Source organism: Anaerocolumna cellulosilytica (assembly GCF_014218335.1).
In the GTDB taxonomy this organism is placed as follows: domain Bacteria; phylum Bacillota; class Clostridia; order Lachnospirales; family Lachnospiraceae; genus Anaerocolumna; species Anaerocolumna cellulosilytica.
This window is the reverse complement of sequence record NZ_AP023367.1, coordinates 334,411-358,056: the sequence shown is the minus strand read 5'-3', so window position 1 is coordinate 358,056 and position 23,646 is coordinate 334,411. Positions and strand designations below refer to the sequence as shown.

At 34.4% G+C, this 23,646-nt stretch carries 18 protein-coding genes; 6 read left to right on the top strand and 12 right to left on the bottom strand.

Annotated features, from left to right (window positions below; genetic code table 11):
- Positions 1–51 precede the first annotated feature (51 nt).
- Positions 52–993, top strand: coding sequence for a helix-turn-helix domain-containing protein (locus acsn021_RS01565; protein WP_184094480.1), 942 nt, complete (start codon positions 52–54; stop codon positions 991–993).
- 199 nt (positions 994–1,192) lie between these two features.
- Positions 1,193–2,134: a helix-turn-helix transcriptional regulator gene (locus tag acsn021_RS01560; RefSeq protein ID WP_184094478.1), complete on the top strand. Its 942-nt coding sequence runs from the start codon at positions 1,193–1,195 to the stop codon at positions 2,132–2,134.
- Positions 2,135–2,395: 261 nt separating this feature from the next.
- Here the strand turns inward: acsn021_RS01560 and acsn021_RS01555 are convergent, their stop codons facing one another.
- Positions 2,396–3,982: a transposase gene (locus acsn021_RS01555; RefSeq protein WP_184096195.1), complete on the bottom strand. Its 1,587-nt coding sequence runs from the start codon at positions 3,980–3,982 to the stop codon at positions 2,396–2,398.
- A gap of 151 nt (positions 3,983–4,133) precedes the next feature.
- On the opposite strand from acsn021_RS01555, the gene acsn021_RS01550 reads away from it, so the two are divergent.
- Positions 4,134–5,075, top strand: coding sequence for a helix-turn-helix transcriptional regulator (locus acsn021_RS01550; protein WP_184093746.1), 942 nt, complete (start codon positions 4,134–4,136; stop codon positions 5,073–5,075).
- A gap of 198 nt (positions 5,076–5,273) precedes the next feature.
- Here acsn021_RS01550 and acsn021_RS01545 read toward each other — a convergent pair whose 3' ends face one another.
- From acsn021_RS01545 to acsn021_RS01520, 6 genes are all read right to left on the bottom strand, one after another.
- Positions 5,274–6,074: a hypothetical protein gene (locus acsn021_RS01545; RefSeq protein ID WP_184093747.1), complete on the bottom strand. Its 801-nt coding sequence runs from the start codon at positions 6,072–6,074 to the stop codon at positions 5,274–5,276.
- Between the two features lie 61 nt (positions 6,075–6,135).
- On the bottom strand, positions 6,136–6,987 hold the full coding sequence (locus tag acsn021_RS01540; RefSeq protein WP_184093748.1) for a S41 family peptidase: 852 nt from the start codon (positions 6,985–6,987) through the stop codon (positions 6,136–6,138).
- Positions 6,988–6,996: 9 nt separating this feature from the next.
- Positions 6,997–7,674, bottom strand: a complete 678-nt coding sequence (locus tag acsn021_RS01535) for a hypothetical protein (RefSeq protein WP_184093749.1) — start codon at positions 7,672–7,674, stop codon at positions 6,997–6,999.
- A 654-nt stretch (positions 7,675–8,328) separates the two neighbouring features.
- On the bottom strand, positions 8,329–9,240 hold the full coding sequence (locus tag acsn021_RS01530) for an ABC transporter ATP-binding protein (protein WP_184093750.1): 912 nt from the start codon (positions 9,238–9,240) through the stop codon (positions 8,329–8,331).
- 504 nt (positions 9,241–9,744) lie between these two features.
- A complete protein-coding gene (locus acsn021_RS01525; RefSeq protein ID WP_184093751.1) occupies positions 9,745–10,398 on the bottom strand; it encodes a putative immunity/bacteriocin fusion bifunctional protein in 654 nt (217 codons plus the stop codon).
- A 13-nt stretch (positions 10,399–10,411) separates the two neighbouring features.
- Positions 10,412–11,071, bottom strand: coding sequence for a thioredoxin family protein (locus tag acsn021_RS01520; RefSeq protein ID WP_184093752.1), 660 nt, complete (start codon positions 11,069–11,071; stop codon positions 10,412–10,414).
- Positions 11,072–11,289: 218 nt separating this feature from the next.
- On the opposite strand from acsn021_RS01520, the gene acsn021_RS01515 reads away from it, so the two are divergent.
- Together acsn021_RS01515 and acsn021_RS01510 are read left to right on the top strand one after the other, a co-directional pair.
- Positions 11,290–12,231 carry a helix-turn-helix transcriptional regulator gene (locus acsn021_RS01515; protein WP_184093753.1) on the top strand — a complete coding sequence of 314 codons (942 nt, stop codon included), beginning with the start codon at positions 11,290–11,292 and terminating at the stop codon, positions 12,229–12,231.
- Positions 12,232–12,282: 51 nt separating this feature from the next.
- Positions 12,283–13,224: a helix-turn-helix transcriptional regulator gene (locus acsn021_RS01510; RefSeq protein ID WP_184093754.1), complete on the top strand. Its 942-nt coding sequence runs from the start codon at positions 12,283–12,285 to the stop codon at positions 13,222–13,224.
- Positions 13,225–13,670: 446 nt separating this feature from the next.
- Here acsn021_RS01510 and acsn021_RS01505 read toward each other — a convergent pair whose 3' ends face one another.
- Both acsn021_RS01505 and acsn021_RS01500 read right to left on the bottom strand, forming a co-directional pair.
- Entirely contained in the window at positions 13,671–14,447 is a 777-nt protein-coding gene (locus acsn021_RS01505) for an SDR family NAD(P)-dependent oxidoreductase (RefSeq protein WP_184093755.1), read from the bottom strand.
- 114 nt (positions 14,448–14,561) lie between these two features.
- Complete coding sequence (locus tag acsn021_RS01500; RefSeq protein ID WP_243167916.1) at positions 14,562–17,387, bottom strand: oxidoreductase; 2,826 nt, start codon at positions 17,385–17,387, stop codon at positions 14,562–14,564.
- A gap of 187 nt (positions 17,388–17,574) precedes the next feature.
- Here acsn021_RS01500 and acsn021_RS01495 point away from each other — a divergent pair, with 187 nt between their 5' ends.
- Complete coding sequence (locus acsn021_RS01495) at positions 17,575–19,080, top strand: PucR family transcriptional regulator (RefSeq protein ID WP_184093756.1); 1,506 nt, start codon at positions 17,575–17,577, stop codon at positions 19,078–19,080.
- A 132-nt stretch (positions 19,081–19,212) separates the two neighbouring features.
- On the opposite strand, the gene acsn021_RS01490 is transcribed toward acsn021_RS01495, so the two are convergent.
- The 3 genes from acsn021_RS01490 to acsn021_RS01480 form a co-directional block, all read right to left on the bottom strand.
- Positions 19,213–20,883 (bottom strand): carbohydrate-binding protein, encoded by a 1,671-nt coding sequence (locus acsn021_RS01490; protein WP_184093757.1) that lies wholly within the window; start codon positions 20,881–20,883, stop codon positions 19,213–19,215.
- Between the two features lie 586 nt (positions 20,884–21,469).
- On the bottom strand, positions 21,470–22,000 hold the full coding sequence (locus acsn021_RS01485; protein WP_184093758.1) for a methylated-DNA--[protein]-cysteine S-methyltransferase: 531 nt from the start codon (positions 21,998–22,000) through the stop codon (positions 21,470–21,472).
- A gap of 11 nt (positions 22,001–22,011) precedes the next feature.
- The gene (locus tag acsn021_RS01480; protein ID WP_184093759.1) at positions 22,012–23,472 is read right to left on the bottom strand and encodes an AlkA N-terminal domain-containing protein; all 1,461 of its coding nucleotides are present in this window, start codon (positions 23,470–23,472) and stop codon (positions 22,012–22,014) included.
- Positions 23,473–23,646: the final 174 nt, after the last annotated feature.

Sequence of the window (23,646 nt, the reverse complement as noted above, 5' to 3'; positions counted from 1 at the left end):
AATAATACATAGTATATTATTTCCAAAGAAATCGTTAGGGGGGGATATATAATGAATTACGAACACTTTGGAGCTTTTCTTCAAGATTTGAGAATTCAACATAATTTATCGAGAGAAAAACTCGCTGAGAACATTTGCACTTCTAAGCAAATATACAGAATAGAAAAGGGACTATCAGAACCTTCGCTGTATTTAATAACACAATTGTCCATTAAATTCAATATGGATTTACATGAATATTTCAAGATGTATTTTACTAACAATACTATAGCTGGCTTAGAAGGAATTAATGCAATTAATTCTGCAATAGAAACTTTCAATATACCACTCTTAAAATCTCTGGTTGAAAAATATGAGAAACTTGAGGATTTTAAAAAAGGTGAAAATCTACAACATATATACTACGGTAAAGCACTTTGTTCTGCATTGTTAGACAGAAATTATGAAACTTCCTTAGAGTTTTGCTTTAGTGGTATTCAAATTGAGTGTCCGAATTTTGATATAGCTAACATTTCCAAAAATATGTATTCAAATGTTGCCATAACATTAATGAATTGTATAGGACAAAATTGTTTTGCTTTAAATCAATATGACAGTGGTAAAAATGTGTTTCGAGCACTTATTATTATTTTAGAAAAGTTTGCAATTAATTCGCCTTACCCTTTTCTAAGAGCTTCTCAATTTTCAAAGAAGATGTATCAATTAGTATTAAACAACATAGCATATGAGATGTTTGATAATGGAGAAATAAAAGAAGCTTTAAATTACATTGAAAAAGGTATCACATTCTCACTAAAAGAATACAATTTACGTCACCTTGCTAACCTTATATACATGAAGTTCAAGATTCTATATCATGAACAAAATTATGAGGAAGCTAAAGAGTATTATAACCGTACCATCTATCTTTATAAAATAACAAACAAAGACGATAAATTAACTGAATTGGAACAATCAGCTAGAATAGAATATCCAGAAATTTTTACTGATTAACTAAATAAATTTACGAACCTGCCGCTTAGATTTTTATTCTAAGCGGTTTTATATATTTTATAATGCTTTTATATGTACTAATTACTTATTTCTAAGGTATATGGACATCCATGTCCACTTGCAAATCTTTTAAATTCGTTTAAAATATTATACAGTATATTATTTCCAAAAATATATCATTAGAGGGGGGTAACTTAAGATGAACTACGAACATTTTGGAGCTTTTCTACATGATTTGAGAATACAACATAATTTTTCAAGGGAACAACTTGCTGAAAATATTTGTACGACTAAGCAGATTTATAGAATAGAAAAAGGGGTGTCAGAACCCTCACTCTATCTCATAACTCAATTATCCATTAAGTTCAACATGGATTTACATGAATATTATAAGATGCATTTCACTAATAAAACCTTAATTGGTTTAGAGGGTGTTAAATATATTAACTCTGCTATAGAAAGTGGAGATTTATTGTCTCTAAAAACATTAATGGAAAAATATGAAAAGGTTGATGATTTTAAGAAAGGTAGAAATCTACAATACATTTATTATGGTAAAGCTCTTTGTTCTGCGTTATTAGATAGTAATTATAATGCTTCTTTAGATTATTGTATAAAAGGCATAAAGCTTGAATTCCCAAAGTTTAATTTAGACAATATATCAAAAAATATGTATTCGAATGTAGGTATAGCTTTATTAAATTGTATCAGTCAAAATTATTTTGCCTTAGATGAACCTTCAAATGGTGCTAAAGTGCTTTTTGAATTACTTACTGTGTTAGAAACACATATAATTAATTCTCCTTACCCTATGTTTCAAGTATCAGATTTTTCAAAGAAAATTTACCAGGCAGTACTATGTAATATAAGCTCCCACCTACTAAATAACGGTGAAAATATTAAGGCATTAAGTTATGTAGAAAAAGGAATTCAATATTCCATAAAGGAATATAACATACGTTTTCTTCCTGATTTGTTTATTATGAAGTGCAAAATACTATATAATGAACAAAACTATATTGAATCCAAAGATTATTATGAACGTGCTTCTTATCTCTATAGAATAACAAATAAAGATAAAAAATTGATTGAACTAGAAGAATCTGTAAGAATTGATTTTCCTGAAATTTTTAACTATTAATATTCATATTTACATAACCGTTTAGGTATTGATTTATTAGCCTAAACGGTTTTTATTTATTTGAAAGACTTACAAAAAATTCAAAGCATTCTATCCAATCATTAATGGGGCTGTAAAAAAAGTCCTTAATTAAGAATCGCCAGTTCCGACAGATGCCGGTTCTGGTGATTCTTCTTTTTTTTATTTATTTTTTATGATTATGATTGATTTTTCCATAAAAAAGCGTGCACTTAATAAAGCTGTGAGTATAGTTCTTGGATTTTAAGCAGCCAACTTGTTTCTCTGTTTTTTATTATGATATTTATAAAGATTAAAACCACAAGAAATCAGTGTGAGTTCAAGAATTGCGTTTTTCTCACCTCTTCGAAATAATCTTTTGTAGGATTTATTCCATTTTAAAATACCAAAGGTTCCTTCCGCTTGAATACTACGATTCATTCTCAACAGTGCGCCATGTATTGATTCAAGATTTGTCATTACCTCTTGATGTATTGATGTTAATTCCTGATTCATTCGAATAGTTCTATTTTTGCTTGCCTTAGGACAACAATCGTTTTTAAACTGGCAGCCTTCACATGATTTGCATTCATAGATTTCTTCGGTTCTGCTGTATTTGTTTTTATAGACATGTTGTTTGCTTTTAAAGTGAAAAGTCTTTCCATTTGGGCATATTAAATTTCCATTCTCGTCTCTTTTAAAGTTGACTGCGCGATATGGATTTTCATGATACTTCTTATCGGATGTTTCTTTTTTGAACATGGTAAATTTCATATATTTTTCCATCCCATGCTCTTCACAGTAAAGATAGTTATTATAGGAACCATAGCCTGCATCTGCAACTGGATACTTTGGATAATGACCATAGATTTCATTGAATTTTTCCATCAAAGGAACAAAGCATTCCATATCTGATGCATATGGTTTTACATCAACTACCGCTATATATTCATCACAGACAGCGGTCTGTAGATTGTACGCTGGGAGAAGCTGATCATTCCCCATATAATCCCGTTTTATGCGCATAAAAGTGGCATCGTGATCGGTTTTGGAATAACTGTTTCTTTCATCGCCACAAACTTCTATATGATGTGCATATGTCTTTAATCGTTCTAGATACCCCTCTAATTCCTGATATTGTTTTTGCGGAAGGCTTTTTCTATGACCACAACCAGATACAAACGTGGATTCCACCAGATTTGTTGCATTCTTGTACATTTCCAAGAGTTCAGATACATATTCGACAGCATACTCATCTCTCTTATCAAGTTTTACACCGAAATATCCTAATACTTCCTGGTTCATTGCATCAATTAGCGTGGATATCTTTTCATAAACCTTTCCTCGGTTTTTTGTACAAGACTTTTTCCATACCCAGGTATATCGGTTGGCATTCGCTTCCATTTTTGTTCCATCTATGTAAGTATGCTCCAGGTCCACATGCTCCTTTTCAAAAATGTAACTGTTTAAGTCAATAAAAATCTGTTCTATGGAATCTGTTAGTTCATTGCGTATAAGATTGCCAAAGGTCGCAAAAGAAGGAGCCTTCATCTCATCAAGAAGATACAGGTATCGTATATCATTCCTACAGAGTTTTTCTATTTCACGCAGAGAACTAATTCCGTGCTCCATGAAGGCAAAGAGTATCACTTTAAGGAGTTTCTGTTCATCACATCTTGGACGACCTGTTCTGTAGCCTTTCTCTACAAAATATTTTGATAGGTCGATGTGATCCATCACCTCACAGAACGTGTATACTGGATCAGATATATTAATTAATTTTTCGATTTCCAATGGTAATTTCAGCTGACGTACTGTATAATTATCATTGGTGTTTTTATTTATTTGCATAATTAATTATACCAAAAAATCGCTGAAGTCTCATGACCTCAGCGATTTTTCTTTTAGGGGAGTTTTTTTACAGCCCCTTGTAATTTTCTTGAATTAGCTTAAAATAATATATAGTATATTATTTCCAAAGAAATCGTCAGGAGGGTATATAATGAATTACGAACACTTTGGAGCTTTCCTTCAAGATTTGAGAATCCGACATAATTTATCAAGAGAAAAACTTGCTGATAATATTTGTACTTCCAAGCAAATTTATAGAATAGAAAAGGGACTATCTGAACCTTCGCTGTACTTAATTACACAATTGTCCATTAAGTTCAATATGGATTTACATGAATACTATACCATCTATTTTCGCCGTGATACTATAACGGGCATTGAAGGTATTAAATCCATTAACGCAGTCTTAGAAAAAGGAGATATCCCTTTGTTAAAGACCCTGATTGAGGAATTAGAGATACTCGATGAATTTAAGAACGGAGACAACTTACAGCATATCTACTATAGCAAGGCACTTTGCTATGCATTGTTGGATAAGAATTACTCAACTTCTTTAGAATATTGTATGAAAGGTATTAGAATTGAAAATCCTGATTTTAACTTGAACCATATTGCTAAAACCATGTATTCGAATGTAGGTTTAACCTTTCTTAACTGCATAAGTCAGAATTATTTTGCATTAAAACAGTATTCGAACGGAATGAAAGTATTAACTGAACTTCATGCTGTACTGGAGTTTTACTTCATTAATTCACCTTATCCCTTTATACATGCCTCTCAATTTTCTAAAAACATTTATCAGGTGGTTCTAAATAATCTAGGTGGACATTTACTTGAACACGGAGATTGGAACGAAGCATTATATTATGTTGAAAAAGGTATTGAATTCTCTTTAAAGGAACACCACTTAAAATTTCTGACTAATCTTATCTTTATGAAACTTAGGATACTTTACTATGGGAAAAATTTTGTAGATGCCAAAGAATATTATAACCGCACTATCTATCTTTATAAAATAACTAATGCAGACGATAAAATTGCTGAACTAGAAGAATCAGTTAGAACTGAATATCCTGAACTTTTGAATTATTAACTAGTGACTTATGAACCTGCTACTTATAAAGTGAGTAGCTTATATGTTGAATTACGAATACTTGGGAGCTTTCCTGCATGATTTGAGAATCAGGTATTTTTCATGACAACCGCTTAAGTTGTGAGAATTAACCTAAGCGGTTTATAATAATTAAGGGGCCGCTTAATTATTATCTAGCTTGCTGTTGCAAAAATATACTCATTTCTTTTTTAGTATTTCTAATACCATTTTTTCATCAATTGACATAGTTCCATATGTAGTCCCTTCCGGCAGAAATATTTTTTGTTTATTATCTATCCTGTATTTAATTAACGGCTTTATTATAAAGAAATCGCTACTTTCTTTATTTACTTTATCAATCTTGTACCTTTTAAGAAAACTGTCTTTGGGCTCTATCCAATATGACATATTTTCAATCTTAAGCTCAGGTATATCTACTTTGATATCAGTTATATTGATTAAATCAGTTGACTGGTTTACTATATCCAATTCATAAAAAGAAATATTCTGATTCATTGCAATATGCGAATTTAATTTCAAATAAGATTCTTCTTCGTTTTTGGTGTCAATAATTTCGAATTTCAGACTTCCTATAGGATAATTTATAACCTCTCCATTTTTTAAAATAATTTCAATGTTTGTTATATCTTCAATACCACATTTATCGAATCCAATGGTTAATGTTAACGTCTTAAATTGATAATTTTTTCTTTTTTCACCATATGATAAATGGAACTCCTTTACTTTTAACAGTTTTGAATCTTTTAACTTTACATCAACAATATCCTCAATGTTTATTTCATTTTTAACTATCCTATTTGCTATAAAAGGTAGGCTTAAGGGGTATGTAGTATTTATATCATTAGCTACATATCCTTGAAACTGGATAAATTTATTATTAGATATCCAAGGCACAGAAAAGAACCAATAATAAATTCCAATTAATGTTATGCCTAAAATAACAGAACTACTTGCAATAATTATTTTCTTCTTTGACATAATTAAATGCTCCTGGTCTTCTAAAGAATACTTTTGGGGGTTCTTATTTTTATCTGTAAAATCAACACATTAAGCTACTATCCAGTGTATTTTCATAACCATTATTCCTTATCAATAACACTTGCTTCAAATAGTCGCTTTCATTTAAGTAGCTTCTTTTACCGCTGTCAATTTTCATATAATTTGACAAACTCTCTGCACTCTCATTTCCAACCAGCCATTTACTATCTTCAATTGTGAATATGTAACCATAAAGTTTATTTTTTATTGAATGCTGTGTACAATCTTTAGATGTGGTCTTTTCTCCAATTAAGAAAACATTATCTAAATATTTTCTTAGAGCTAAACTAAATATTTCACTGCAACTAGCAGTGTTTTCATTTAAAAATATGTATATTTTTGAAAACATTCGGTAAGGACTACTACTTGTTATAACCTGAGTACCTGTTTTAGTAATTAGCTTCAAATATTCTTTTTCTGGTAAAAATAAATCAAGCATTTTTAAGCAAGCATTTAATATCCCCCCGCCATTATCCCTTAAGTCAAATATAATTTCATCACATACAGTTTTACTAATAACCTCTTCTACTGAAATATAGTTATCCATTGTAAATGCAGTAAATTTCATATAAAGAATTTTTTTGAACTTTATATCATTATAAAAACTTATACTATATCTTTTAGAAGGTATCGAAATTAGGGAGTTCAAAGTTAAGTACGGCAGTATAATAAAATTAGTATATGTACTGGTTTTGGTTTCTTCAATGAACTTGTAAAAATCCACTTTCCTTATTATCTTTTTATTTAACAATGCCCTTTTTTTACTCCTATATGAATCATCTATAATTAAACTTATATCTAAATCTTCATACTTATTTATGAGTTGCATAACAATTGTTCTTGGTAGAATCATAAGCTTCCCCTATTCATCCGTTGTTTGTTTATCTTCATATACCTGCCCCAGTTTTTTTATATTGCATAAAAAAGCTTCTGGACTGCTATACTTGTCAACTACAACGAAAGAAAGTAAACCTGTCACTGCTAATATCATAACAAGCAGACTTTTATTTTCCAATATAATCATTTTTTGGTCTGTCAGCAATAGTACCACCAGTAAAGCCAGGCTTCCAATGGAACCAATGGACGATATTGTTTGCCTTAGTTTGCTGTAATTAGAAATATAGAAGGTTGAAAAAGCCACTAACCCACCTCCTATGATTAAACCAGACATCATATTAACCAAGAAACCGATTTCAAAAATTACATGCATCTGATTTGTAAATACTAAATAAATAATACTCAATACCAATGAATAAAAAAATCCAACAAATGTTGTTAAAAACAAATTAGAAACCCATACATCCTTTAACGTAACATTAGTACCTAGTATGGCTTCTGTATAAATATAGTCTTCAATAGAAAACATAACCAGCCAAAATAATAATATAGAAACCAAAGGAAATATGAAAAATATATTCTCCATTGTATTCTTATTATAAACAATCCATCCGAATACGAGCACGGGTAAAAATAAAGAAACAACCAACTTAATTTTGTTTGTCAATATTTCTTTCCCTTTTTTCCAACACAAAGCACCCATAGTAACCTCCTATATTCATTCTTCTAAAACCAATTGTGAAGTACTTTTTCAGTATTAATTCTTTCATATAAAGCTCCAATCAACAAACAAATGAGAAGACTAGCCACCAGCAAGTTTAATCCTAGCACAATATGAAATGAATTTAAGATTAATAATCTCACCCCACTAACGAGTACCATAATGACTAAGAATATCATGTATGAGTGCTTCTTTTTACATATCGCCAGCAGATAGTGAGATAGATAATTAATGCATAGTAATGTGCAGATTACAGTAAATATAAAATAAAGGTTCATCAAATTAAGTACCATCAGACTCCCTAACTTAAGTTTAAGAATTATCATCGTTATAATTGTTACCAGTGTTATTTTAATAAAAAAATAAATCGTCTTATATGAATTGTAAGCTTTTATATCAACAGGCAATGCTAGAATAACAGCAATATTAGAGTATGAGCCTAGAGAGGAATATAATGCTACCATTAAATACCCTATCATAATATCCGTTATTTTTTCACTAATTTCAAATGCCGAATTACAATTGTATATATAAAAAACAAGAATTAAAATATAGATTACAAGTTTCTTATAAGATTTTATATCTCTTTGACATTCTCGCCATAAAACCGCCATATTTTTAACCACACTTTCCACTTTAAGATATTATTTTTTTATAAAGTGTTGTTAAATTATCATTCATTTTAACCAGCTCGTGAATAGGAATACTTTGACTATACAACCACTTACTCAGCTGTTCTACATTGCCATTTAGTTCAATAATCAGCTCATTATTCATAGAACTCACACTTTTTACAAAAGCTTGCTTTGATAGAAGGTCTTTGATAACCTGTGGTTTATCAACAACTAATTTATACCTGCTTTCATTGAACTTGTTTATCAAATCCTTATAGGAGCCTTGACAGACGATTTCACTATTATATAAAAAGGCAAGGTGCGTAATTGACTCTTGTACATCATTTAAGTCATGTGAATTTATAATAATTGTACTACCGGATTTATGGAAATCCCCTAATACTTCCTTAATCATTTCTTTCCCTTCCACATCTAACCCGCGGTGTGGTTCATCTAGAATTAATAGCTTCGGTTTATTTACAATAGCTCTAGCTATGACTAATCTTTGTTTCATTCCTCTTGAAAAGAAATCAGTCTTACTATTTCTATGAGGATATAAATCAACTTTTTTTAAAACATTTGAAATATCGGATTCTCTGGTTTCCTTATTGGCATTTGGAAAATACATTCTATGAAAAAATTCAATATTATCCCATGCTGTTAAATCCCTAAATATACCAATGTTATCATTTAGGAAACCAATCTCTTTTTTGATTTCATTGTATTTTTTATCTAACACATTCACATTGTTTACTGTTATCGTTCCAGAATCAGCTTTATATAATCCTAATAGCAGTCTTAACAATGTTGTTTTTCCTGCACCATTTTTACCTACAATTAATAAGGTATCTCCACTGTAAGTCTTTAAATTAATATTATTTAAAACTCTTATGTCTTTAAAGTTCTTAACAATATTCTTTATTTCTACTTCCATTGACCAACCTCCACATCATAAGAACAATACTCATCAACCTTGCCTAATGAATTACAATTTGTGCATCCAAAGCGGAATTCACACTGCTTACATTTGATATTTTTTTATGTACCTTTTTACAACACTTTCATTTTCAACCATGTTCTAAGTTATTACAAATACCATTAAAGCCTCAAATATCTGTTGCAATAATATATTTTTTCATTGTTCGATACCTTCCTAATCTTTAATTATTATTGTATAATTTACCATTATAGCCTATATCTTAACAATTATCCATTCCAGCATTACAGTTTCATCCATTTTATGGTAAATAGTGTTAATTTCAGCAGTAGCTGTAAGCACATTACTATTACGAGGTAGAAAAGCTGAAGAAAAAAAGTTAATTATCAATGACGTTGACCATTGATAATTAACTTTAAGAATAAAACATTTTTTCCAAGTCATTATATATCATCTATGATACCTTGCACGTTCCTAACTGATAATTTAAATTTATTCTACTTATGAGCATGCAGCATTAAAGGCAGTTCCACAAACCAGTGAGCACCCTATAGCTACAGGTGCACTAAGAACACCAATCATAGCACAATATGCTGTACAAGCTATAAGCCCTGTTGTCGCACAAAGAAAATTTTGTCCCCATATGCTAAAGTCCCGTGTCAAACGCTTGTTATATTCTGAATAATTAAAGAAACTCTCAAAATCACCTTCTTTTGAAATTTTATTTGCTTCAACTTTTAATAAACTATTTGTATTTTCATCATAAACAAACATTGCGGAAACCAGATTTCCAAAATTATCTTCATAAATTTTTACATAATAGTAAACCATAAGATTAGTATATCGATCATCAATTATCTTGACAGGCTCAATTTTTGTATCATCCTTCTCAATATAAATATTCCCTCTAAGTTCTTCACAAAAGCCAATAGTATCAAGTTTAGTCCTTATCATTCCCCATATATATTCTGCTTCATCAACAGCAACTTTTGTAGCAGTTGCTGCATAATCTTCGCTATCAATGGCTTCTTGAATAATATCCACAACATTGGAACTATCAATGTCATCATTAGCATTGACTAATAAAGGTAGGCTTGATAAGATTATTGTTGTAATCAGCAACATCGATATAAATGCTTTGGAATTTTTAATCATTTTTGTCACCCTCCTATTTGTTAAGAAATTTTTTTAGTTCTTCAACAGACTGCATACCCTCTAGACGCTCAACCTCCACTCCTTTCTCATAACTTATTAACACAGGAATTTTTTGAACATTTAACTCTTTGAGGCGTTCATCACTATAATTTTCATTAGTTAAGTCGCAATAAAACACATTTTTTTCTCTTTCTTTTTTGAATGCTGCCTTATATGTATCTTCCATTCGAATACAATATACACAATTTTCTGCACCATATACAATGTAATAATTTGAAGAAGCTTCATTTTTGATAATTGTCTCAACTTCATTTAGTTGGATTGTTGTTAATTTAAAAACTGGATTGAAAATGAAAATTATTACCTGCAAAATAATAAGAATTAAAACTGCAAGGACTGTTAGATATTTCATTTTCCCCTTTAAATATGGAAACTCTAAATACAGCACTTTTCTTAATAAAACAAATACTAAAAGAAAAATTAAGGACATACCTATTAATGATATCAATGTATAAAATACAAGCGACAATGACCACTCTTTTTGTTTGATAAACATAATGAATGTAGTGATTATAGATATTATTAATCCACAAAAAGGAAGCCATGAACAATAGATACTTACATTTCTTTTAACTTCATAGTCTGGGTCAGCTATATTTTCTTCGTCATTCACTTTTGTCCCTCCTTTCCCTTTATTCATATTAATTTAAAATACACCATTAAAATGAATATAAAACATTTTTTTCATTCCGTTTATTTACAATTTCAGTATAATTATATGATACAATAATGTAAATGGACATTTATGTCCACTTGTAAAAATAGGTAAATTGGTTTACTATTGTATATAACAAATTTCACTATATTTTTCCATATACAGGAGTCGCTTTCATGGATTATGAACATTTTGGTATATTGCTTCAAGATTTAAGGCTAAAACATAATATGTCCAGAGAAAAACTTGCTGAAAATATTTGTACACCTAAGCAGATCTATAGAATAGAAAAAGGAAAGTCGGAACCTTCTGTCTACCTTTTGCACCAGCTATCTATGATATTTAATATAGATTTAAATGAGTATTATAAAATGTACTTTAAGAACTATACTATAACCGGGTTAGAAGGTATAAAAGCCATTAATTCGGCTTTAAAAGCTGAGAATATACCTTTGTTAAAGTCTATAATCTTGCAGTATGAAACACTAGAAGAATTTCAAAACGGAGACCTTTTACAGCATATTTATTACGGTAAAGCCCTTTGCTCTGCCCTGTTAAATAAAGATTATAAAACATCCTTAGATTATTGCCTAAAAGGAATTCGATTAGAATGTCCCGAGTTTGTTTTAGATGATATAACAGAAAGAACATACTCAAATGTTGGCATAACCCTGTTAATTTGTATTAGTAATAATTACTTTGCAATGAATCATTACACTTCCGGAATGAATGTCCTTCACGGATTGCTCATTGTTTTAGAGACTCATTTTCTAAATTCAGCATATCCCATATATGATTCAAGTGAATTTATATCTAATGCTCTTCAATTTGTTTTATCTAATATAAGTGGTTACTCTTTTCAGCATGGTGGAATTGAAAAATCACTAATCCACACAGAAAAAGGCATTGATTATGCCATAGAAAAACAAAACTTTCGGCGTTTGCCATCTCTACTTTCTTTAAAGTGCAAGATTCTCTACCGCATGCAACTTATACATGAAGCCAAAGAATACTACGAACATGCAGTTCATTTATACCAAATAGCCGGGAATGAGAACAGCTTAACAGAATTCATAGAAGAAATCACATCCGATTATCCAGTAATTCTAGGAATATAAAAATATATATAATACACCTTTTAAGACACAAAAGATAGGGAGGAATATAGAATGCATTATGAACATTTTGGTATGCTACTCCAAGAATTGAGAAAAAAGCATAATATGTCCAGAGAAAAACTTGCTGAGAATATTTGTACCACCAAGCAGATTTACCGTCTGGAGAAAGGTACCTCCGAACCCTCCATCTATCTCTTACATCAGTTGTCTATTAAGTTCAATATGGATTTAAACGAATACTATAAGATGTATTTTACGAAAAATACTCTGGTAGGTCTGGAAGGAACAAAAGCAATTAATTCAGCAATTGAGAGTGAGAATCTAGACTTAATTAAAACTCTAATTGAAAAATACCAAGGTTTGGAGGATTTTAAGCAAGGACATAATCTACGGCATATTTATTATGGTAAGGCTCTTTTATCCGCTTTATCTGATAAAGATTACACTACTTCCTTACAGTATTGCTTTCAAGGTCTTCTGATAGAATGTGCAGCGTTCCAGGTCGATACTATTCCTGATTATACATATTCCAATACCAGCTTAGCTCTTATAAATTGTACAAGCCAAAATTATTTTGCTATGGATAAACAAGAGGAAGGTATGAAGGTGCTTCAAGGTTTACTTGCTGTATTAGAAACCCATCATATTTATCCTGCTTATCCGATGTTTCAAGCATCACCATTTGCTAAGAAACTTTATCAGACTGTATTATATAATCTTAGTATTCATTTCTTTCATCATGGGGATATAAAGGATTCTTTCCTTTATGTGAACAAAGGAATTGCATTTTCAACAAAAGAATATAGTCTTAAGCTTCTTCCCGAACTGTATGAAATGAAGCTTAAGATTCTTTATCAAGAGGAGAATTTTGATGAGGCTAAAATATGTTATAACCATACTCTTCACTTATATAAAGTCACCAGAAAGGATGTGAAGCTGGCTGCTTTAGTGGATTTAGCTAAGTCGGATTATCCGGAAGTATTAAGAAATTAGAAACCACCCTTTTTCTTTCTCTATTGTAGTAACACAATTAATTACACCTAGTAATGCTCCCAATTACTGTAACAATAATACCAATAATAAAAAATAATATAAAAAGACCATCGTCATAACTAATAGGAACATAATTAGAAAATATATAAATTCCTATTCCAATTAACATCAGAGATATGCCTATTAAAATTATTTTTATGGATTTCATTGTACCCATACCTTTCTTAATTATATAAACTTAGAACTTAGTGAACTCCAACTCCCCGAACGTATTAAGACATAGAAGCTGTAAACCATACAGAATATCTGTATGGTTTCAGCTTCAACAACATGATGCCAACGGGGAGTAATATAAGCATCCTGCCTACGATTTAATGATAGCATTATTTACAAATAACGTAAATAGACACATATGTCCATACTATTCCAAATGTTATAAGGTTCAACTAGACAAGGGCTCCGCCACCATCTACGATTATGAACTGACCTTGAACATAACTGGAACTGTCACTGGAAAGATAGAGAACCGTACCATTTAATTCTCCTTTTCTTCCCGGGCGTCCTGCCGGGTTTAGCGTATTATACTTGTTTAGAAATTCTTCTGACTTAAATAAAGTTTCACTGGTCATTTCACTTTCAAAAAGAGCCGGTCCAATAGCATTCACCGTAATGCCATATCTTGCATAGGAAGCCGCCATACCTCTTGTTAAACCAACCACGGCAGCTTTGGAGGAATTATAGGAGTGTCTGATAAAGGCATCAAACTTATCCGCAACTACTGCATTTACGGATGCGATATTAATGATTTTACCATAGCCTCTTTCCTTCATTTGGGGAAGTACATATTTGCTTGCTAAAAAGATTCCCTTTACATTGGTATCAAAGGATTTATCCCACTCCTCCACAGACATGCTGTCTACTCCGCCACGAACAGCAATTCCTGCATTATTCAACAGGATATCAATGTGACCAAAGGTATCAAGCACGGTTTTCATTGCTGTTTTTACACTTTCTTCTTCTGTAACATCACATCCAACTGCAATTACCTTTCTGCCCATCTTCTCGATTTCTGCTTTTACCTCATTTAGCTTTTCGGTACGTCTTGCCAGCAAGGCAACCTCTGCTCCGGCATTTGCATAGGCAATTGCTGCATCTGCACCAAGCCCTGAACTTGCTCCGGTTACTACCGCTACTTTACCCGTTAAATCAAAAAAGTTTTCCATCAAAATACACCCTTTCTTTTTATTATTAGAATACATATATTATTCCCCACAAAAAATCAATGGGCTATTCACAATTTACTTTGTACTTACTCAGACCTGTTTACTACAATAAGATTAAATACGGCCTGTTTCCATAAATGCCGTACGATCATAGCGTCCGGTTAGCAAATAGGGAATTACATCATCTGCTTCTACGTTTTCTACTAAATTAAGTTTATGTACTAACAAACTGTTCTTTGAATATGCACCGCCTATTATAGTGTTAACCGGCAGTTCTGCCCATGGGTCATCCACACTTGATTTCATATGCAGCGATACAATTCCCGGCTCCCAAGATTGATAATTATATTCGCATTGGTTCATAAGCAATGCTCCGTTTTGAAAATGTGATTCTCCGTTTTTATCCGGTATACGGTCAAAATGAAAATAGAAACCGCCTCCAAAAGTCTGCTTGCCTGCTGCCGGATATTGATAGAGCGCAGCCGTCAGGGGATTATTATATTCACCTATTTTCATAGTCGCTTCTACAAGTTGTGTTCCTCTTCTTGTTACTCCTGCTGTTACCGTATCACCATTTCTTCGAATGACAAATTCTCCTCCCAGTTTTTTAGGAATACTTCCATTGTCACGGCCACATTGTACTGCCATCTCAGCTCCGGGTCCGCCAAGTACCAGTCCCATTGTATATAAACCAAGGGATTTACCGTAGGTTGCATAAACCCCTAATATTGCTTCATAGTAGTCATCTGCAAAAGTCGGGTTATTCACATGACAAATGGATAAAGTAACTACCGGCATAGAAAATGGTTTCAGTGGCGGTGGCAGTATCCTTGCAATTGCTTCCGGGTAAGTAAGATAGCTGAGATAGAGTCCCTCCTGATTATCCATGAGAGATGTCTTTCCAAAGTTTGATATTTCATCTTTCGATATTCGAAAGCTTGGAGTTTTTTGTGTTTCTAAAAATAATTCTCTTCCTGCTTCATAGCCTGTACGTACAGCAGGCGCAATTGCTCCATCTTTTATAGCACTTCCTATAACCTTTACCTCTACACCCTTTGCTTCTAAATCCGAAAGCAACGATTGATTCGGACTGAATCCAAGAGAAAGTACAATTGCATCCGCAGATACCTTTACTTCTTGGTGGTCTTTTAATCTCTCTAGTATAATACGATCCGCTTTTATCTCTTTTAAGGAATGTTCAAATAAATAATCTACGCGGTCTTTCGCCAGGCGTCCACAGACATCAGCTACATTGGTATGGTTTGCATTTGGGGCAGGCTTATCAAGCATATCAATAATGGTAACCTGATTTCCCCCTTCACATAGATATTCTGCTGTCTCAAGTCCGGTAAGCCCTGCACCGATTACAGCTACTTTTTTCCCTTTTAATGCTGATTCACCAGACAGCACTGCTTCCACTGTGAATACATTACTTCCTGTAATTCCTGGGATTTTTCCGGGAATAATAGAGGTCGAGCCTGTGGCAAGAATTACTGCATCCGGTTTATATTCCATAATCATATCCGGGGTTGCCTCTGTATTCAACTTTACTTCTACTCCAAGCCGTTTTAATTCATTGTTATAGTAATCAGCTATCCACTGCATACGTTCCTTTAACGGCGGTTTCTTGGCTAAATTAACGGTTCCTCCAAGCTCTCTTTGCCGATCAAGCAAAGTGACTTTCACACCACGAAGGGCAAGGGTTTGTGCTGCACACATTCCAGCCGGTCCCCCGCCGACAACAATTGCAGTGTGTCCTTTGGTATCATGAACAAGATCTCCATATTTTACTTCCCTTGCATATCTGGGGTTTAGTGCACATTCCGGGGGTAAGCCAGCAGCGTTATATTCATTCAGGCTTTCAAAGCAACGCAGGCAGGAGATACATTTGCGTAATTCTTTTTCTCTTCCTTCTAATACTTTTTTGCCCCACTCTTCATCGGCATTCCAAGAACGCCCCATTGCTATAAAATCTACTACCCCTTCTTCCAGGAACTTTTCCGCTACAGCAGGTTCTCTAATTACCGATACACCGATTACAGGAATTTTCACATGACTTTTTACTGCTAAAAGCAGGTCGTGTCTCCAACCCTGAGGGAAAGAAATAGGTTCTATGCAGGTCATACCTGTTTCATATAATCCACAGCTGGTATCAACAAAATCAATCCCTGCCTGCTCTAAAGCCATAGCAATTTTTACACCGTCTTGAATATGTATATATTCTTCTGTTACACCTGTCTTATTCAGAAATTCTTCTACACTTAATCGAACACCTATCGGAAAATCCGTACCACATTCCTTTCGGATTCCATGGATAATTTCAACAATTATTCTTAGACGGTTTTCAAAACTTCCACCGTATTCGTCTTCTCTTTTATTCGTATAGGGAGACAGAAACTGGTGTAACAGATATCCATGTGCTGCATGCAATTCCACACCATCACACCCTGCTTTTTGAACTCTGACTGCACCTTCAATAAACTGCGTAATCAATTGTTTTATTTCATCTATGGTTAATGCGCGGGTCTCCTGTTTTACTAATTTGCAAGGTATAGGAGAAGGGGCAACCACCGGCTGTCCGCCAAGAAGGGCAGACACCGTTTCCCGTCCAGGATGATGCAGCTGAATAAATATCTTACTGCCATGCTTATGTACTACTTGTGCAAGTTCAGCTAGTGGTTTAATATGTCTGTCTTTTGTGACGGACAGCTGTCTCATAAGCCCTGCTCCATGCATATCATTGATACGGGTAATCTCTGGTATGATAATTCCTGCACCGCCAACTGCTCTTGCTTCATAAAAAGCAAGCATATCTTCAGACGGTGTCCCATCAAGATTGGCAAGTCCACACCCCATTGGAGACATAACCAAACGATTCTTAATCGATACCTTTCCAATTCTCCCCTCTTCAAATAATTTGTTATACATTTTTTTGTCCATTTTCAACTGTACCTCCTGCTAAATTCATATAAAAAGCATTTCATAAATAATAAATTTATAATGCAATAAGAATACGTGAAAACCAGCAATTTAACAACGTGTACCATGAATGATAAAAATTTGACAATTTGTTCATGATGCACTATAGTAAACTCATATTGCAAATTAATTCTGGATTGGGGGCCCTATGACATTTACAACGTTGGTAGAAAAAATCTCAGAAGAATATCCCATTGACATACTGTCACAAGGGGAAAATTTAGATATACAGAATGTTGCTTTGATTGACAACAAGCATGATACTACCATTCGAACTACACTTTACTTTGGTTATGATAAACAATTAATAAATGCAGGTTTTGTTCCATCTCAATGTATAATTGCACGCACAAATACTGCTGCGCTTCCCATACCCGCTAATGGTAATATAGCGCTGGTAACAGAAGACCTTTTATTTAGTGTATTTAACGATGCAAAAACATTACTTGAAACGACTCATAAAGGGACTTTTGAGGAACTTACCGCTCTCGCGGATAAAACACACAACATTGATACCGTTATCGATGCTGCCTCTGTAAGGCTTGGAAATTCTTTATTATTCTGTGATATGAACTTTAAAATTATTACAGCTTCGACCTCTGTCCCTGTCCTCGATCCTCTTTGGTTAGAGAATACAAAGCAGGGGTACTGCTGCTACGAATTTATCAATGCAGTAAAAGAATTAAAATCCATACGAAATGCTGCCCAGACAACAGCCGCCATTGAAGTCACCTGCACCAAGTCTCCATACCGAAAGTTAAGCAGTAAAGTATTTCATAATCAAACCCAGATTGGATTTCTATTGATGATTGAAGGGGAGAACGATTTTCAACCGTCCCATTTTGAAATGCTAAGTACCATAAGCCACGTTATCAGCTACACCATTTCGTACTATACGTCAGACTTATTTGAGAAAAACAGCCTCTATTATAAAATATTATATGACATGCTCATTGGAGCACCTGCGAAAGATATCATGCCAAGACTGGCGGCCCTTAAATTTCCTTCAAATATGCAGGTTTTATTTATTCGTCCTGCAATATATCCCGGACAACCATTCTTCAAAAATTTTATATGCAAGAACCTGAAACTACAGATTCCAGGCACCCATGTCACTTATCACAATAACGGTATTGTAGCAGTTATTCCTTCAAAAGACGATACTCCTATGGGGTTTGAGTTACTGGAATTTTTAAAGTACTTTTCCAAAAAGGAACATTTACGAATTGGAATCAGTAATTCTTTTTCCTGCATGGAGAACTTTGTAACCCATTATGAACAAGCGAATGCGGCATTAGAATTGGGGCATAAATTAGATTCGGAAGAATTGTTATATCTTTATCAAGCGTATCAGATTTACGATTTATTATCTGAGGTAAAGAATCCTGATAAATTAGGAAGGTATTGTCATCCTGCTCTGACAGTACTTAATCAGTACGACCAGGAAAATCGTTCCCAGCTTTATAAGACCTTGTTTGTCTTCATTGAAAAGGGATGTAACATTAAATTAACTTCAGAAAATCTCTATATCCATAGAAATTCCCTTGTCTACCGTTTAAATCGAATCACCGACCTATGCTGTATTGACCTTTCAGACATTAATACACTTTTCCTGCTCCGGCTTTCTTTTCTCATAAACCGGTATAATGAGTAACCCTTTTATGAATTTGTTTCTGCCTATCATGTTTATCCAAAATATATATACCCCTTTCATATTCACCTGGATATAGTGAAATGAAAGGGGCATATTTTATTAAAAAGGAATTATGCGTTATATTGTATTCAGTTATTGAGCCGTAACATTTATATTATCTATATTTGGTCCTTCTGTACCAGTCGTTACAAACTTTAAAGTATTCGTTCCGCTGTTTAAGGATACCTGAATTGTTTTTTCACTCCAGTTTGTCCAGCTGCCTGTTGAGGAAAAGTCGACATTGCTGGCTACTTTCGTTCCATTGGCGTAAACATCAAGATTTCTGGTTCCGGATGCCAATGCATAACGAATTCTAATATTCTTAGTACCGGTAACCGCACAGTAAATATTGTTCCACTGAACGGCCGCATCGGTAGAAGCATTAAAGTTGACATATCCGCTGCCTGTATAGCCTGCATTGACAGTCTCTACAACCGCATTAGTCAGGGTTGTATCTGTCTCTGCTTCATAGGTGGTGCCACTGCCGGTGCTGCTGCCCAATGTACCTACAAAAGTTGTAACACTTTGAGCAGGAAGCTGAGCCGTAAAAGAACCATTTGATGCATTAACTGTTGATCCGGTCGCCAGATTCCTGCTGCGGTCTGTTATAAAGGAAGATAAGGAGGCGGCAGTTCCATTCTGCAATACAAAATTCTGACTTACGGCTGAAGTACCTTTGTTGATTGCCACAATCACCACTTTACCATCACCTTTATATGCGGATGTATAAACATTGGTATTAGGGTTCTTTGTTGCATCGACTCTTACATATCCTGGACGGATAAATTTGGAGAAGTGAGCCATATTATATCCCCTCTTACTAATGGTACCGTCTTCTTTCATAGGGCCGTAATTTCTTCTTATATACCACCATACATATGCCTGGAAATTTCCCTCAACCATAGCGCTATGCATATGATAAGAAACTTCCAGTGCTTCTGGCCACAAATCTGCTGAACTGCTGCTGTTGGGATAATATACTTCTGTCATCCAAAGTTCTTTTCCTGCTCCTTTTTGCTCGAAAAGAGGATAAGAGAAATTACTAACCGGTGTACCATATAGATGGGCACCTAATATGTCCATATTGGCAAGAGCCTGGGAATCATTTAAAATAGGATCTGATATGTTTTTCAAATATTGAAATGACTCCGGAGCGATTACTCTGCAATTAATGGAGCCTGCATTATATTTCATAAAGTTAAGTATTTCCTGAGGTGTCCACCAAGTCCAGTCATGAGCATAATCCGGTTCATTTTGGACAGATATCGCATACAAATCCACTCCGTTGTTCTTCATATAGGTAACGAAATCATTCAGATGCTGTGCATAGGCAGCATATTTATCATAGCGAAGCCGTTTTGCCGATGTATTTCCATTGTGGTTAAAGGTTTCTATCATACTACTTGGAGGATTCCAGGGTGAAGCAAACACAATTGCGCCCTGTGCAATAGCACTTTTTGCTGTATCTAATTCTCTGTACCAATTATTCCGATTTTCGTCCACATAGATTCTCAAGACAGAAAAACCCAACTGGTTATTTCCATTACCAAATGCAGTCTGTCTTTGAGCAGCTGTTAAATCACCTATCCAGGCCGGGTGGTTTATCCCTCCAAAACCGCGAATCACTTGTTTTTCCCCTGATAAATTAACAGTAACATCGCTGGCAGCAAACACACCGGCAGGTTCCGGCACCACTAAGACAAAAGACAGCATAATAACACATGCTAACATAAAACTAATTAACTTTTTAAATTTTATATTCATTGTTGACCTCCTTATTATTTATAATACTTATTGTTTCTAGTCTAAAACATTACCCTCATGTGCGTATATCCGTTTCATTTCTCAAAATTAATCGACCTTTATCATCCCCCTCATTAAAAAATTGTAATCCCCCAATCTCTGCAATTCCAGAAACTATCATTTCCTCATTACAGCCTTTATACAATCCGCTACTCTCCTTCCTACCGTATTACAGGCTAAAAGTCAGCCCTATGTAATACTAAACTAAATACCTGTTTATATCACCTTGTCCGGTAAAACTAGTGAATACCAGAAAAGTATGGCCCGAATTGGCAATTCCTTTTTTTACCATAATTATATCGATTTCTGATGTATGCTTCAATGATACATACTTGCATATAATTGAATTAAAATTCTTTTTTACACTATAAAGCAATGTCCCATTCCTATATATTTTAGGTTTTATATGTTGTAATTATAGCAAACAATTGACTTATCCTTATGTCCGTCCTTCTAAATAATCGAATTATAATAGTATTTATATGCTAATTAAAATCCTATTCCAATAATTCATTACACAGATTTCTTGTAATAATATTACGATTCTCTATATTATTTGGGGCATATACAAGCAGGACATATCAACACCCTCTAGTTCAAGCAACTTCATTTTTGTACAAATGCCTCCTGCGTACCCTGTCAAACTGCCATTTGAGCCTACAACCCGGTGGCAGGGAATAATGATAGAAATAGGATTGTGACCAACTGCTCCGCCTACCGCTTGACTTGACATGCTGGCCTTGTTCATTTTTGCCGCCATCTTCTTTGCGATGTCTCCATAAGTAATAACCTCTCCGTATGGTATATCACACAAGATTGCCCATACATTTTGACGGAATTCTCCTCCAATTGGAGCCAGCGGCAATTCGGTAATAGCGGGCTTTTCACCTGCAAAATATCTATCCAGCCATTTTTTAGCCAAGTCAAATACTGGTATATCATCCTTTTCAATCATTTGCCCGGATATGCCTGCACCATGATACTTTTGACCTTCGTTCCATACACCAACGAGATTATTACCCTCACATGCAAGTGTAATTCGCCCTAAGGGTGACAGGTACATTGTTGAATAATACATATTGCGCCTCCTTATAATGAATTCCAAAGATTAACGGTGGCATAACTGCGCCATGGACGCCAGCCTTCGGCTAGTTTCAATAACTCTTTTGAAGTAAATAGTAGTAATGCTTTTTTGATGCCCGCGTCTGTTTCAAGAAAAGCGTCAGGCCATTCCATAGCACGCATTGCAATATATTGTGCTGTCCAGCTTCCAATACCATGAATCGTCATCAGCTTCTTTATTTCCTCCTCCGGTTGGGCACAAAGGTCAAAATCAATTTCACCCTGCACGATTGTCCGTGCCAGTTCATAAATCGTTCTTGAACGGGCTGCGATAACACCTAACGGTCCAAAATGATTTTCAATTGAACCATCCAGAGCTAATATAGCTTCAGGAGAGGGGAAAATGTGGGTTAATCCTTCAATACCTGTAAGCACCGGCGTACCGTAGGTTTTAACAATTCTTGCAGCCAATGTACTCGCTGCTTTAACGGTAATTTGCTGTCCAAGTACAGCCCGTACTGCCATTTCAAAGGCGTTGAAGCACCCCGGCACACGAGTTCCCAAAACACAAAGATTCGGGCGAATGTGATTCATTACCTGAAGTGTTTCATACACTGCGTCCGGATTGCAATATAAGTCAAATAAGTGACGTATCCGTGCCAATACTTGCGGAAGTACAGATAACAAAGCTTCGCTCACGGTTACGCTCAATACATTCTTTCCCGGCTTATGCCCCACCCGTACCCAACCATACACATGCTTTCCTTCCGTATTTTGCAAATGAACTGTACGCATATATTCACCATCTTTTACCACTTCAATTCCTGTTATTGCTCGTCCGGCAAGGAAGCGCAGCATCTCTTCCCAACAATAAGGAGGACGATAGCCTAATGCTAACGTAATATTACTATCCTTTTTCTTTCCTGCTGCACTCTGCTTTCTTACTAATGTTGGTGTAAGATTATAATGCTTTTTGAACAAATCATTAAAGCGTCTTAAACTTCCAAAGCCTGCCGACATAGCAACATCAATGATATTTAAATTCGTATCTGTAAGTAAATTTTTAGCAAGAAGTAAGCGGCATGTCTGTAGATACTGTACCGGAGATACATTGTATTCTGATGTGAACACACGACGTAAATGCCTATCCGTGCAACCAAGCTGTCCCGCAAGTTCATCTAGCCCCTGTCCCGTCCCGCAATTTTTCTCAAGCATTCTTGCTGCCTTATGAGCCAATACAGTAGTAGCGTCAGTTATGGCGGTGCCAGGTGCAAGTTCCGGCCTACACAAAAGGCAAGGGCGGTATCCTGCTAATTCAGCTTCCGCTGCACTAGAATAGAAGGTGCAGTTTTCAGCTTTCGGTTGCCGCGCCCGACATACGGGACGACAGTAAATCCCGGTGGAGGATATCCCTACAAAGAAGCGTCCGTCAAACCGTGTATCTTTTGCTACAAATGCGGCATACAGACCAGTATCGTTTGCTATCATAATCAGCTCCCATCTGCGACCTTTGGCCGCGTACAAATCAAGAGGTTGAATATCTTTTATTCAACCTTTCGCCTCCTTGTATAATTTCTATTTATTATATCATATTCTTTAAAGTTATCTAGCCATTTTCGGACATGCCTTTTTTAGGTAGAATTCATATTCGGTATGAATAAT

Bases quoted from the DNA above. Each gene is read 5' to 3' on its own strand.
- acsn021_RS01565 (WP_184094480.1), top strand. From the start codon at position 52: ATGAATTACGAACACTTTGGAGCTTTTCTTCAAGATTTGAGAATTCAA.
- acsn021_RS01560 (WP_184094478.1), top strand. From the start codon at position 1,193: ATGAACTACGAACATTTTGGAGCTTTTCTACATGATTTGAGAATACAA.
- acsn021_RS01555 (WP_184096195.1), bottom strand. From the start codon at position 3,982: ATGCAAATAAATAAAAACACCAATGATAATTATACAGTACGTCAGCTG.
- acsn021_RS01550 (WP_184093746.1), top strand. From the start codon at position 4,134: ATGAATTACGAACACTTTGGAGCTTTCCTTCAAGATTTGAGAATCCGA.
- acsn021_RS01545 (WP_184093747.1), bottom strand. From the start codon at position 6,074: ATGTCAAAGAAGAAAATAATTATTGCAAGTAGTTCTGTTATTTTAGGC.
- acsn021_RS01540 (WP_184093748.1), bottom strand. From the start codon at position 6,987: ATGATTCTACCAAGAACAATTGTTATGCAACTCATAAATAAGTATGAA.
- acsn021_RS01535 (WP_184093749.1), bottom strand. From the start codon at position 7,674: ATGGGTGCTTTGTGTTGGAAAAAAGGGAAAGAAATATTGACAAACAAA.
- acsn021_RS01530 (WP_184093750.1), bottom strand. From the start codon at position 9,240: ATGGAAGTAGAAATAAAGAATATTGTTAAGAACTTTAAAGACATAAGA.
- acsn021_RS01525 (WP_184093751.1), bottom strand. From the start codon at position 10,398: ATGATTAAAAATTCCAAAGCATTTATATCGATGTTGCTGATTACAACA.
- acsn021_RS01515 (WP_184093753.1), top strand. From the start codon at position 11,290: ATGGATTATGAACATTTTGGTATATTGCTTCAAGATTTAAGGCTAAAA.
- acsn021_RS01510 (WP_184093754.1), top strand. From the start codon at position 12,283: ATGCATTATGAACATTTTGGTATGCTACTCCAAGAATTGAGAAAAAAG.
- acsn021_RS01505 (WP_184093755.1), bottom strand. From the start codon at position 14,447: ATGGAAAACTTTTTTGATTTAACGGGTAAAGTAGCGGTAGTAACCGGA.
- acsn021_RS01500 (WP_243167916.1), bottom strand. From the start codon at position 17,387: ATGGACAAAAAAATGTATAACAAATTATTTGAAGAGGGGAGAATTGGA.
- acsn021_RS01495 (WP_184093756.1), top strand. From the start codon at position 17,575: ATGACATTTACAACGTTGGTAGAAAAAATCTCAGAAGAATATCCCATT.
- acsn021_RS01490 (WP_184093757.1), bottom strand. From the start codon at position 20,883: ATGAATATAAAATTTAAAAAGTTAATTAGTTTTATGTTAGCATGTGTT.
- acsn021_RS01485 (WP_184093758.1), bottom strand. From the start codon at position 22,000: ATGTATTATTCAACAATGTACCTGTCACCCTTAGGGCGAATTACACTT.
- acsn021_RS01480 (WP_184093759.1), bottom strand. From the start codon at position 23,472: ATGATAGCAAACGATACTGGTCTGTATGCCGCATTTGTAGCAAAAGAT.